The organism is Rhodococcus sp. FH8 (genome assembly GCF_019266085.1).
GTDB lineage: Bacteria > Actinomycetota > Actinomycetes > Mycobacteriales > Mycobacteriaceae > Rhodococcus_F > Rhodococcus_F qingshengii.
Genome location: NZ_LPNQ01000075.1, coordinates 44,693 through 57,394, shown reverse-complemented (window position 1 = coordinate 57,394; position 12,702 = coordinate 44,693). Strand labels below are relative to the sequence as shown.

The 12,702-nt window shown below is 61.9% G+C and carries 11 protein-coding genes; 7 read left to right on the top strand and 4 right to left on the bottom strand.

Features of this window, described 5'->3' with window-relative positions; all coding sequences use genetic code 11:
• Window positions 1–137 precede the first annotated feature (137 nt).
• Window positions 138–2,885, top strand: a complete 2,748-nt coding sequence (polA, locus tag ATN38_RS20630) for a DNA polymerase I (protein ID WP_083059942.1) — start codon at window positions 138–140, stop codon at window positions 2,883–2,885.
• A gap of 58 nt (window positions 2,886–2,943) precedes the next feature.
• Here polA and trxA read toward each other — a convergent pair whose 3' ends face one another.
• Both trxA and ATN38_RS20620 read right to left on the bottom strand, forming a co-directional pair.
• Window positions 2,944–3,315, bottom strand: coding sequence for a thioredoxin (trxA, locus tag ATN38_RS20625; protein ID WP_003944106.1), 372 nt, complete (start codon window positions 3,313–3,315; stop codon window positions 2,944–2,946).
• A gap of 74 nt (window positions 3,316–3,389) precedes the next feature.
• Entirely contained in the window at window positions 3,390–4,385 is a 996-nt protein-coding gene (locus ATN38_RS20620) for a helix-turn-helix domain-containing protein (protein WP_003944097.1), read from the bottom strand.
• A gap of 213 nt (window positions 4,386–4,598) precedes the next feature.
• Between ATN38_RS20620 and ATN38_RS20615 the strand changes: the two genes are divergently transcribed.
• Window positions 4,599–5,528, top strand: a complete 930-nt coding sequence (locus tag ATN38_RS20615; protein ID WP_054831615.1) for a DMT family transporter — start codon at window positions 4,599–4,601, stop codon at window positions 5,526–5,528.
• On the opposite strand, the gene ATN38_RS20610 is transcribed toward ATN38_RS20615, so the two are convergent.
• Window positions 5,473–6,048, bottom strand: coding sequence for a 2'-5' RNA ligase family protein (locus ATN38_RS20610; protein ID WP_242430893.1), 576 nt, complete (start codon window positions 6,046–6,048; stop codon window positions 5,473–5,475). The two genes, ATN38_RS20615 and ATN38_RS20610, sit on opposite strands and share 56 nt — an antisense overlap.
• On the opposite strand from ATN38_RS20610, the gene ATN38_RS20605 reads away from it, so the two are divergent.
• The 4 genes from ATN38_RS20605 to ATN38_RS20590 all read left to right on the top strand — a co-directional run bounded on the left by ATN38_RS20605 (window position 6,014) and on the right by ATN38_RS20590 (window position 9,904).
• Window positions 6,014–7,111: an isocitrate/isopropylmalate dehydrogenase family protein gene (locus tag ATN38_RS20605; RefSeq protein WP_083060036.1), complete on the top strand. Its 1,098-nt coding sequence runs from the start codon at window positions 6,014–6,016 to the stop codon at window positions 7,109–7,111. The two genes, ATN38_RS20610 and ATN38_RS20605, sit on opposite strands and share 35 nt — an antisense overlap.
• A gap of 206 nt (window positions 7,112–7,317) precedes the next feature.
• Window positions 7,318–8,190: an ABC transporter substrate-binding protein gene (locus ATN38_RS20600; RefSeq protein ID WP_024487476.1), complete on the top strand. Its 873-nt coding sequence runs from the start codon at window positions 7,318–7,320 to the stop codon at window positions 8,188–8,190.
• Window positions 8,190–9,146, top strand: coding sequence for an amino acid ABC transporter permease (locus ATN38_RS20595; protein ID WP_019748635.1), 957 nt, complete (start codon window positions 8,190–8,192; stop codon window positions 9,144–9,146). Before ATN38_RS20600 ends, ATN38_RS20595 begins: the two co-directional genes overlap by 1 nt.
• On the top strand, window positions 9,143–9,904 hold the full coding sequence (locus ATN38_RS20590) for an amino acid ABC transporter ATP-binding protein (RefSeq protein ID WP_019748634.1): 762 nt from the start codon (window positions 9,143–9,145) through the stop codon (window positions 9,902–9,904). Before ATN38_RS20595 ends, ATN38_RS20590 begins: the two co-directional genes overlap by 4 nt.
• A gap of 3 nt (window positions 9,905–9,907) precedes the next feature.
• On the opposite strand, the gene ATN38_RS20585 is transcribed toward ATN38_RS20590, so the two are convergent.
• Complete coding sequence (locus ATN38_RS20585) at window positions 9,908–10,753, bottom strand: class I SAM-dependent methyltransferase (RefSeq protein WP_007728737.1); 846 nt, start codon at window positions 10,751–10,753, stop codon at window positions 9,908–9,910.
• Between the two features lie 337 nt (window positions 10,754–11,090).
• Between ATN38_RS20585 and rpsA the strand changes: the two genes are divergently transcribed.
• Window positions 11,091–12,578 (top strand): 30S ribosomal protein S1, encoded by a 1,488-nt coding sequence (gene rpsA, locus ATN38_RS20580; RefSeq protein ID WP_003944095.1) that lies wholly within the window; start codon window positions 11,091–11,093, stop codon window positions 12,576–12,578.
• Window positions 12,579–12,702: the final 124 nt, after the last annotated feature.

Genomic DNA, 12,702 nt, shown 5'->3' with positions numbered 1-12,702 from the left:
GGTTCTGAGATTTCCGGGATGTTTCGGTTCCGTATCGAAGGCCGAAGGCTGCATCAATTGTCCGATTCTTGTGTCTGTTCCTGCGTAAACAACGGCGAAGGCGTCGATGTCGGTCGCGATCCCTAGACTGATGAACCGTGAGCCCCGCAACCACAACTCGGTCCAGCACGTCCACCGCTTCAGCCGGCACCACCGGCAAGGCGGACGATCGCCCTCTTCTGATGCTTCTCGACGGGCATTCGTTGGCATTTCGCGCCTTCTATGCGCTGCCTGCAGAGAACTTCAAGACACACAGTGGGCAGGCCACCAACGCGGTGTACGGCTTCACGTCGATGTTGATCAACCTTCTTCGTGACGAGCAGCCCACCCACTTGGCCGCGGCTTTCGACGTGTCGCGTCAGACGTTTCGCGCCGACCTGTTCCCCGAATACAAGGCGCAGCGCGCGAAGGCTCCGGACGAATTCAAGGGCCAGATCGACATCACCAAGGACGTTCTCGGCGCGCTGGGCATCCCGGTCATGGCCGAGGAAGGTTTCGAGGCCGACGACGTGATCGCCACGTTGACCACGCAGGCGGAGGCACTCGGATACCGGGTTCTCGTCGTGACCGGCGACCGCGACTCGCTGCAGCTGGTGACCGACAACGTCACTGTGCTCTACCCGAAGAAGGGTGTCTCGGAGCTCACCCGATTCACGCCGACGGCCGTCGAGGAGAAGTACAGCCTCACTCCGTCGCAGTATCCGGATTTTGCTGCCCTGCGCGGCGACCCGAGTGACAACCTCCCCGGTATCCCCGGCGTCGGCGAGAAGACCGCTACCAAGTGGATCCGTGAGTACGGCGACCTGCAGGGACTGGTCGACAACGTGGACAAGGTCCGCGGCAAGGTAGGCGACTCGCTGCGCGAGAACATTGCAAACGTCCTGCTCAATCGTCAGCTCACCGAGATGGTTCGCGACGTTCCGTTGCCGTACACGCCCGAGCAGTTGGTCTTGGCCCCGTGGGACCGCGAGAAGATTCATGCGTTGTTCGACGATCTCGAGTTCAAGGTTCTCCGCGATCGACTGTTCGCGACCCTGTCGTCGTCCGAGCCCGAAGCAGAGGAAGGGTTCGAGGTCAGCGGCGACGCACTCGCCCCGGGTGCGGTTACCGCGTGGCTCGACGCCCACGCACGAACCGGTGAGCGTCACGGCGTGACAGTGCTCGGAACCAGAACTCCGTTTGCCGGCGACGTCACTGCACTCGCGATCGCGGCCTCCGACGGTGAATGTGCATACATCGCGGCGTCGACGGCAACACCGGAAGACGAAGCAGCTCTCGGTGATTGGCTCGCCGACGCATCGCAGCCGAAGGCGCTGCACGAAGCCAAGTGGGCGATCCATGCTCTGCGTGGGCGTGGTTGGACGCTCGGTGGACTGACCAGCGACACTGCTCTGGCCGCGTACCTCGTCCGGCCGGGCCAGCGAAGCTTCAATCTCGACGACCTCTCGCTCCGCTACCTCAAGCGTGAACTGCGCGCCGAAACATCCGGCCAGGAACAGCTTTCACTGCTCGACGACACCGAGCAGCTCGATGCCGAAGCGGCCGAGACCGCGATGCTCAGCGCTCAGGCCGTTCTCGACTTGGCGGCTGCACTGGACACCGAGTTGGAGTCGATCGAGTCCAAGTCGCTCCTCTCCGACATGGAACTGCCGTTGACGATCGAGCTCGCTCAGATCGAGGCCACCGGCATCGCCGTCGACAGCGCGCATCTGCACGATCTTCAGAGCCGTTTCGCCTCCCAGGTCGCCGACGCCGCAAACTCCGCCTACGAGGTGATCGACAAGCAGATCAACCTGGGTTCGCCGAAGCAGCTGCAGGTGGTCTTGTTCGAAGAACTCGACATGCCCAAGACGAAGAAGACGAAGACGGGCTACACCACCGACGCCGAGGCGTTGCAGGGTCTGTTCGACAAGACGGGACACCCGTTCCTCGAACACCTTCTCGCGCACCGTGACGCGACGCGTATGAAGGTGACCGTGGACGGTCTTCTCAAGGCCGTGGCCGAAGACGGTCGCATCCACACGACCTTCAACCAGACGGTTGCCGCGACCGGACGTCTGTCGTCGACCGATCCCAACCTGCAGAACATCCCGGTGCGAAACGACGCGGGGCGCGAGATCCGCGACGGATTCGTGGTCGGGCAGGGGTTCGACGTTCTGCTCACTGCCGATTACAGCCAGATCGAAATGCGCATCATGGCGCACGTGTCAGGTGACGAGGGACTGATCGAGGCATTCAACACCGGTGAGGATCTGCACAGCTTTGTCGGCTCACGCGCATTCGGAGTTCCGATCGAAGAGGTCACTCCTGAACTGCGTCGCCGGGTCAAGGCGATGTCCTACGGTCTGGCTTACGGACTGAGCGCTTACGGATTGGCGTCGCAGCTGAAGATTTCGACCGAAGAAGCGAAGCAGCAGATGGATGCGTACTTCGCTCGTTTCGGCGGCGTGCGGGATTACCTCCACGCGGTGGTCGAGCAGGCACGTAAGGACGGCTACACCTCGACGCTCTACGGTCGTCGTCGCTACCTGCCGGACCTCAACAGCGACAACCGTCAGCGTCGTGAGGTTGCCGAACGTGCTGCCCTCAATGCGCCGATCCAGGGCACTGCGGCCGACATCATCAAGGTGGCGATGATCAATGTGCAGAAGGCTCTCGCTGACGCCGGATTGAAGTCGCGCATGCTGTTGCAGGTGCACGACGAATTGGTGCTCGAAGTGGTTGCCTCCGAGTTGGAGGAGGTCACCGCGCTGGTCAAGGACAAGATGGCCACAGCCATCGAGCTGTCGGTACCTCTGGATGTTTCGGTGGGAACCGGTCGAAGCTGGGACAGCGCGGCTCACTAGGCAGCAACGAAAAAGGCTGGGCCGGAATCGACTTCGATTCCGGCCCAGCCTTTTCACGCTATTCAGCAGATGCGGTCTGCTCTGCGATCTGCTTGCGGACCTCGTCCATGTCGAGTGCCTTGACCTGAGTGACGAGCTCCTCGAGCTGAGCGGCGGGAAGCGCGCCGGCCTGGTTGAACACGAGTACGCCTTCGCGGAAGGCCATGATCGTGGGGATGGAGCGGATGTTGGCGGCCGCTGCGATTCCCTGCTCGGCCTCGGTGTCGACCTTGGCGTGAACGACGTCGGCATGCTTCTCCGAAGAGGCTTCGAACGTCGGTGCGAACTGGCGGCACGGGCCGCACCAGGAGGCCCAGAAGTCCACGAGGACGACGTCGCTGCCGTTGATCGTTTCGTCGAAGTTCTGCTGGGTGAGTGTCTGGGTGGCCACAGGGGTCCTTTCCATTGTGCGGGCTGTTGGTGTGTGCAACGCCCCGGAACCGCTGATTCTTCCCTGAGCCGATTTCAGCTTGCGTTCTCGGTCGCCCGAAACGTCCGGCGGTAGGCCTGCGGCGTGGTGCAACGCAGACGAATGAAGTGCTGGCGAAGCACGGCACCGCCGCCGAATCCGACGCGTTCTGCGATGACGTCGACGGAGAGGTCGGAATTCTCGAGGAGGTGTTGGGCGGCCAGTACTCGCTGATCGCTGAGCCAGCGGGCGGGGGTTGTTCCCGTTTCCGCTTGGAAACGGCGCGCGAACGTGCGCGCGGACATGTTCGCGCGGGCTGCGACCATGCCCACAGTGAGGTCGAGGGCGAGGTTCTCCGTCATCCAGTCGAGGAGCGGGGCAAGGGTTGCACTCGGCGTCGAGGCGAGGGGAGTGGCAACGTACTGGGCTTGCCCACCGTCACGATGGGGCGGCACCACCATCCTTCTCGCGATGCCATTGGCAACGCGAGAACCCTGTTCTTTTCGGACGATGTGCAGGCACAGGTCGATTCCTGCCGCGGTGCCTGCGCTGGTGAACACCGGATCTTCGTCCACGTACAACACGTCCGGATCGACCTTGGCTTCCGGATACGTCTGGGCAAGCCTCTCTGCGTGCCGCCAATGCGTCGTGCATCGCCTTCCGTCCAGTAGTCCAGCCGCCCCGAGGACAAACGCTCCGGTGCACAGACTCGCCACCTTGGCGCCCCGGGCTACGGCCTCGTTGAGTTTGACCAACAGGGGATCGACACTCGAGTCGGGACTCGGTGAGCACATGTACGCGTCGCCGGCGTCGTAGGTTCCGCCGGCGGACACGACGATGAGATCGGCGTCGTCGAGAGAATCGAGGTTGTACGGAACATCGATGTTGTAACCGAACCGCGTTCGGATCGGACCCGGAACTGCGGCGATCAGAGAGAAGTCGTACGTGGGGAGGCCGTCGTCGGATCGGTCGAAGCCGAAGACTTCACATGCCACGCCGAGTTCGAACGCCTCGGTCATCGGCATCAGTGGGACCACCACTTTCGCGAGCATCTTTCGAGTGTGACAGAAAAACAGGAAAGTGGCAGAAAATCGTCCAAGTCTGGCTTTTCTGCCACTACTGCCACGTGGGACATTCCGTCAGGCTGGACACATGGCAATCATCGTCGTCAGCGTCTTGGTCCTACTGGTCCTGAACGTACTAGCTCTTGCCGGCCGAACGCCCGACACTCGTCACGACGTCAGTCCGCACGGAGACTTCACCCTTTGAGGGCAAGTCTGGCCTTTCAATACACCGCAGCTGCGGTGGTGTGGGGAGCCAGTTTCCTCTTCATGAAGATCGGGCTCGAAGGTCTGTCCTTCACGCAGGTAGTTCTGTGGCGCTTGGTCTTCGGTGCGCTCGCGCTGGTTCTCGTGTCAGCGGTCAGCCGGATCGGCCTACCGAGGGAATTTCGTGTCTGGAAGCACCTGGCTTTTCTCGCAGCGACGCAATGCATCGTTCCGTGGCTGCTGTTCAGTTGGGCCGAGCAAAACATGTCCTCGGGACTCGCGAGCATCTACAACGCCACCACGCCACTGATGACTATGGCTGTCTCCCTTGCCTTTCTGCCGGGGGAGACGCTGACGCGATACAAGTCGCTGGGGTTGCTTCTCGGATTCGGTGGGGTGCTGATCGTATTGGCGCCGTGGAATCTCGGCGTTGGCGGAAGTGTGAGTGCTCAGGTCGCTTGCCTGGGAGCGACTGCGTCGTACGGGATTTCGTTTGTCTACCTCAGGCGTTTCGTGCTTCCTCTCGGCGTCGACACTCGTACGGTCGCGCTTGTCCAGATCAGTATCGGTGCTTTCGTGATGGTTCTGGCCTCTCCGGTCGTCGCAAACACGCCGATGCACCTCACGCCGGCAGTTGTCCTGTCGATGATTGCTCTAGGCGCACTGGGGACCGGGCTCGCATTCATCTGGAACACCAATGTCGTTCAGGGGTGGGGGCCGACTGCGGCGTCCACCGTCACTTATCTCAGTCCAGTGGTGGGCGTCGCTCTCGGCGCAATAGTCTTGGACGAAAGCGTTGGCTGGAATCAGCCGGTTGGTGCACTCGCGGTGGTCGCGGGAATCCTGGTGACCCGACGTGCAACCCGCTCTGTCACAGCGGCGGTGTCAGTAACCATTCCGTCTTCTGTTCGCCGTCCCAGCGCCTGATCCCGCCGCTGCGCCCGTGAATCACGTCGGTACCGAGCAGGGCGATGGCTTCACCCAGACGTGCAGGTTCGACGCGTCGGGCGAGCGTCACATGAGGCGTCCACGCGCCGGGCTCGACGTGGGCGGGAAGTGCCGTCGAGCCAACCGTTGACTCGGCTATTTCTCGGTGCAGGTGAAGGAGTGCGCGCGAAGGAACAACCGAGCGCGCCAAGACCATCTGCTTGCCGCCGAACACGACGTAGCCACCCAGCCGGACCTCGAAGTCCGGGGCCGAGAAGCGCCGCACCAACAGTTCGTCGACCTCCGCGGGGATCTCACGGGCGACGAACAGCGTGATGTGCGGACGGTTGGACGGGCTGTGATGAGAGGCCTGACTCGGTAGTCCGGCGTCGGCGAGTAGCTGCCATTGCGCTCGCACTGCCGACTCACTCACCGGATCGAGGAGCAATTCCACCGACTGGACCATGGTGAGCAATGATTGCCTGATGACAGGTGCGAGCGCAATCGGTACTCCGGCCATGCGGCTGGGACTCATGCACGGCGACGGAATTGGCCACGAAATCGTCCCGGCGACACGGCAGATCGTGGATGCGGCGCTGTCATCGGTTCACGCTCCGCCCGTCGAGTGGGTCGAGCTTCCGCTCGGGAGCACGGCCATCGACAGCCACGGCACACCGATTCCCGACGAGACCATCGATTCGTTGGGGCAGCTGCAGGGTTGGATTCTCGGACCCCACGACAGTGCGTCCTATCCGGAGAGGTTTCGCGGACAACTCACACCCGGCGGCGTCATCCGGAAAAAGTTCGAGCTGTTCGCGAACATCCGACCGGCAGCAGCGTTCCCCGGTGTCAAGGCGATGGTCCCCGACATGGATCTGGTGATTGTCCGTGAGAACACCGAGGGGTTGTACGCGGATCGGAACATGGCGGTCGGCAGCGGTGAATTCATGCCGACGCCCGACATCGCGCTGGCCGTCGGTGTGTTCACCCGCGCTGCATGCGAACGGATCGCACGCACTGCCTTCGCGTTGGCGTCGCGTCGGCGCAATCACGTCACGATCGTCCACAAGGCCAACGTCCTGACACTGACCACCGGCCTCTTCCGCGACGCCTGCCGAACCGTCGCCGCGGAGTACCCCCACGTAGTCGTCGACGACGAGCACGTCGACGCGATGGCGGCGCACCTCGTTCGACGCGGCGGCGACTTCGATGTCGTGGTGACCGAAAACATGTTCGGCGACATCTTGTCGGATCTGGCGGGCGAGCTGTCCGGTTCACTCGGAACCGCGCCGTCGATCAACGCTTCCGAGACACAGGTCATGGCTCAGGCTGCGCACGGTGCCGCACCCGACATCGCCGGGAAGAATCGGGCGAACCCGACGGCACTGTTCCTCTCGAGTGCAATGATGCTCGACTGGCTCGGTGATGCGCGTGGCGATCGGTTGTTGTCTGCGGCAGCACGCCGGATTTCAGATGCCGTTCGCACGACCATCGCGTCGGGCATCGCGACCGCCGACCTCGGCGGTTTGGCATCGACCAGCGAATTTTCCGAAGTCGTGTACGCACACACTCTGCGTCGCTGATTCTTGTACGACAGGCCGGAATCTTGCGAAGTCGGCGACGGTGGAACTCCTGCCGTAACCTACCGTTCGACTGGATTTCGGATGGACGTTGCAAGTGCGGCGATCGACGAGTGGAGAGCAGAGTCGTGGTCGATGAAAACGCACGGGCACCAAGGCCACGTGGCGTGAGTTATGGCTCGAGCAGTGGCGGGCGTATCCGCGCCAACGTGGTGCGAGTCCTGTTGGTGGGCTTGATCGTCGCATTGTGCGGCGGATGTGTCACCAACAACGAGGGTCTCGTTCCGGAAGGGCCGCCACTTGATGTCCAGAAGGTGCCCGAGATCGCCGCACTTCTGCCGTCCAAGGTCACGGATTCGGGCAAACTGCAGGTCGGGGTCAACATTCCTTACGCGCCAAACGAATTCAAGGACGCGGACGGCAACATCGTCGGTTTCGACGTCGACCTGATGAATGCCGTTGCCGCCGTGCTCGGGGTCGAAGCTGTCTTCAACCAAGCCGACTTCGACAAGATCATCCCCGCTATTCAGTCGGGAAGCTACGACCTCGGCATGTCTTCGTTCACCGACTCCAAGGAGCGCGAGAAGACGGTCGACTTTGTCACGTACTACAGCGCGGGTATCCAGTGGGCCCAGCGGCCGGACAAGCCAGTCGATCCGAACAATGCGTGCGGGCTTCGGGTGGCGGTGCAGACCACGACCACCGAGGACATCGACGAGGTGCCGGCCAAGAGCGAGGCCTGCGTGGCCGAGGGCAAACCCCCGATCGACAAGATCAAGTACGACAGCCAGGACGACGCGGCCAACGCGCTCATTCTCGGTCGAGTCGACGCGCTGTCCGCTGATTCACCAGTGACCGGCTATGCGATCAAACGGAGCAAGGGCCGGATGGAAGCTGCGGGAGAACCCTTCGATTCGGCGCCTTACGGCTGGCCGATCGTCAAGGGCTCCGCCCTCGGTCCCGCCCTGCAGCAGGCAATGCAGTACCTGATCGACAACGGTGTCTATCAACAGATCGCGCAGACCTGGAGTGTCGAGGCCGGCGTCATCGAAGTATCCAAGATCAACGGTGCGGAAAGCTGATGAACATGACAACAACTGAGACCGGCGATCCGGTGCCGATCAAGGCGATTCCACTACGCAGACCTGGTCGTTGGATTGCCGCGGTCGTCGTCGTGGTCCTCTTCGGACTGTTCGTTTACGGCGCGGCGACCAACGAAGCCTTTGCATGGGGGACTTACGGTCAGTATCTGTTCGACAAACGCATCTCCGCTGGTGCGTGGACAACGATCCAGCTGACGGTGCTGGCAATGGTGATCGCGATCGTCCTCGGTGTGATTCTGGCAGTCATGCGACTCTCTCCCAACCCGGTGCTTCGCGCCGCGGCTTGGGGCTATCTGTGGATCTTTCGAGGAACACCTGTCTACGTGCAGTTGGTCTTCTGGGGCCTGTTCCCGTCGATTTACAAGAGCATCGATCTCGGTATTCCCTTCGTACATCAGTTTGCGCACATCAATCTCCAGGACTTGCAGGCAGCGTTTCTGTTTGCCGTGATCGGTTTGGCATTGAACGAGGCCGCCTACATGGCCGAGATCGTCCGCGCCGGCGTGAGTTCGGTCAACGAGGGCCAGACCGAAGCATCTGTTGCATTGGGTATGACGTGGAGTCAGACGATGCGACGAACCGTTCTACCGCAGGCGATGCGCGTCATCATTCCGCCGACCGGTAACGAGGTCATCAGCATGCTCAAGACCACCTCGCTCGTGACGGCGGTCCCTTACAGCTTCGAGTTGTACGGTCGAGCGCGCGATATCTCGGGCGCCAACTTCGAGCCGATTCCCCTGTTGATGGTGGCGGCGACGTGGTACCTCGCAATCACGAGTCTGCTCATGATCGGGCAGTACTACGTCGAGCGTCACTATTCGAAGGGCGCAACCCGAGCACTGACCACACGCCAACTTCAGGCACTGGCCGACGCGCAAGGAAAAGCTACGGTAGTGGAAACGCTTCCGGATACCCCCGGAGGAGAACGCAAATGACACCCATGGTGAAAGCAGACCGAGTTTGTAAGAACTTCGGCGCATTGGAGGTGCTGAAAGGGATTTCGCTCGAAATCGACCCCGGTCAGGTCCTGTGTCTCGTCGGTCCGTCCGGATCAGGCAAGTCGACGTTCTTGCGCTGCATCAATCACCTCGAGCAGGTCAACGCCGGCCGACTGTACGTCGACGGCGACCTGGTGGGCTACTCGGAGAAGAACGGAAAACTGTACGAACTTCACCCGCGAGCAGCGGCCAAACAACGCCGCGACATCGGGATGGTGTTTCAGCACTTCAATCTGTTCCCGCACCGCACCGCTCTCGAGAACATCATCGAAGCGCCGACGCAGGTGAAGCGCGTCAGTAAGAAGAAGGCTGTCGAACGAGCGAAGGACCTCCTCGATCAGGTCGGGTTGAGCGCCAAAGCCAACGCCTACCCGGCCCAGTTGTCGGGTGGTCAGCAGCAAAGAGTTGCCATCGCCCGCGCTCTCGCGATGGACCCGAAGCTCATGCTGTTCGACGAGCCGACGTCCGCGCTCGACCCCGAACTGGTCGGTGAAGTTCTCACCGTGATGAAGCAGTTGGCCAAAGAAGGCATGACGATGGTGGTCGTCACCCACGAGATGGGTTTCGCCCGCGAGGTCGCCGACCAGTTGGTCTTCATGGACGGGGGAGTTGTGGTCGAGGCAGGCGAGCCGCGGGAACTCCTGGCCAATCCTCAGCACGACCGGACCAAGGCTTTCCTGTCGAAGCTGCTGTAGCCGTCAGGGTTTGACGGCGCTGAAAATTGCAGTGCCCGGAAAGAGTTGGCCGCGCAGGGGACTCCACTGTCCCCATTCGCGGTCCAACCACTCCGGCCATTCGGGCTCGATGATGTCGCGCACCTGAAGTCCGGCCGCGACGATCTCACGAACCCGGTCGCCGATGGTGCGGTGATGCTCGACGTAGGTGGGGACTCCGTTGTCATCGACCTCGACGTACGGGGTGCGGTCGAAGTAGGGGAGGGTCGCGGTCAAGCCCTTCGGCCCGGGATCGTCGGGGAAGATCCATCGAATCGGATGGTTGACGGCAAAGACCCACGATCCGCCGGGACGCAGAACCCGGGCGACTTCGTTCATCACTCGCTGCGAATCGGCAACGAACGGGACGGCGCCGAACGCAGAACAAACGATGTCGAAACTCTCGTCGGCAAACGGCAGGAGTTCCGCACTTGCCTGAATCAACGGGACTGCCGGCCCGCCGGCATTCATCGCGTCCTGCCCGCGGGCGAGCATCCCCATCGAGATGTCGAGACCGACGGCCCGAGCACCGTGTCCGGCGAGCCATCGGGCGCACGGCGCGGAGCCGCAACCCACTTCCAATATGTCTTTGTCGACTATGTCGCCGAGCAAGTGGTGATCGCCCTCGTGCAGCCCTTCGGGGCACCAGACGAATTCACCTTCCGCGCTGTTCACGCCCAGAAACTCGCCGTGGGTTCGGTGGTAATCGTCGGCGTCGGCGTCCCACCACGCACGGCTGGCGCGGTCGCTGGCACTTGAATCGACACGGACTCGGCCGACGCCGCTGGTACCGAGAATGGAATTGGCAGCGGCATGGCGCTCGTCAGACATGAACAACACAGTAGAACGGGTGATGCGGGCGCAGGGTACCCGGGTTTGCCCGGCAAGATAGCCGACGCGTAGTCTTACTCACGCGAGTGTCTGTCATCCGACCGATTGTCTATACGAGATCTTTACCAAGGTCTCGGAATCAGTCGGACCGAGGGAGCTCGCGGTGCGCTTCCGCGGTGTGGAATGTGATCCGGTATTCGGTTGTTCGTTATTGATGCAGCTGGGTACTTCGATCTAGTACTTCACAAAGTACTTCCAACATTTGTACGCCACAGTCGCGCATCTCGTCCGACAAAATCCATCAACCGACCACAACTCGTCCGGAGCAATTCAACATATGCCCTCCACAACCGTCACCTCGCCGCAGGTTGCCATTAACGACATTGGCTCCGCCGAGGACTTCCTCGCCGCCATCGATGCCACGATCAAGTACTTCAACGATGGCGACATCGTCGAAGGAACCATCGTCAAGGTCGACCGCGACGAGGTTCTGCTCGACATCGGTTACAAGACCGAAGGCGTCATCCCTTCTCGTGAGCTCTCCATCAAGCACGACGTCGACCCCAATGAGGTCGTCTCCGTGGGAGATGCGGTCGAGGCTCTCGTCCTCACCAAGGAGGACAAAGAAGGTCGACTGATCCTGTCGAAGAAGCGCGCTCAGTACGAGCGTGCCTGGGGCACCATCGAGGAGCTCAAGGAGAAGGACGAGGCCGTCAAGGGCACCGTCATCGAGGTCGTCAAGGGCGGCCTCATCCTTGACATCGGTCTTCGTGGCTTCCTCCCCGCTTCGCTCGTCGAAATGCGTCGCGTCCGCGACCTCCAGCCGTACGTCGGCAAGGAGATCGAGGCCAAGATCATCGAGCTCGACAAGAACCGCAACAACGTGGTCCTGTCGCGCCGCGCATGGCTCGAGCAGACTCAGTCCGAGGTTCGCAGCGAATTCCTGCACCAGCTCCAGAAGGGCCAGGTCCGCAAGGGCGTCGTGTCCTCCATCGTCAACTTCGGTGCATTCGTGGACCTGGGCGGCGTAGACGGTCTGGTTCACGTTTCCGAGCTGTCTTGGAAGCACATCGATCACCCGTCCGAGGTTGTCGAGGTCGGCACCGAGGTCACGGTCGAGGTTCTCGACGTCGACCTGGACCGCGAGCGCGTCTCCCTGTCGCTCAAGGCAACGCAGGAAGATCCGTGGCGTCAGTTCGCCCGCACGCACGCCATCGGCCAGATCGTGCCCGGCAAGGTCACGAAGCTGGTTCCGTTCGGTGCATTCGTGCGCGTCGAAGAGGGAATCGAAGGCCTCGTTCACATCTCGGAGCTCGCTGAGCGCCACGTCGAGGTTCCGGACCAGGTTGTCGGCGTCGGCGACGATGCACTCGTCAAGGTCATCGACATCGACCTCGAGCGTCGTCGTATCTCGCTGTCGCTGAAGCAGGCCAACGAGGATTACAACGCCGAGTTCGATCCGTCCAAGTACGGCATGGCCGACTCGTACGACGAGCAGGGCAACTACATCTTCCCCGAGGGCTTCGATCCCGAGACCAACGAATGGCTCGAGGGCTTCGACAAGCAGCGTGAAGAGTGGGAGAACCGCTACGCCGAGGCTGAGCGTCGCCACAAGATGCACACCGCTCAGATGGAGAAGACCGCTGCAGACGAGGCCGCTGAGGCTGCCACCGCTGCTGCCGGCTACTCCTCGGAGACGGCTGCTGCAGACGACGCCGAGGCTCCGGCTGCTGCCGGCTCCGCTCCGGCCGAGTCCGCTGGCGGATCGCTTGCCAGCGATGCACAGCTCGCCGCACTTCGCGAGAAGCTGTCGGGCAACGCATAAGGATTACCGCTTGATCTGATCAGGCGAGATCTGTGAAGAACCCCGCCCCTGCACGTGCAGGGGCGGGGTTCTTTTCTCTGCCAGGTGTCACTTGCGAGCGAAGAATCAATTCAGTGAGTGAACA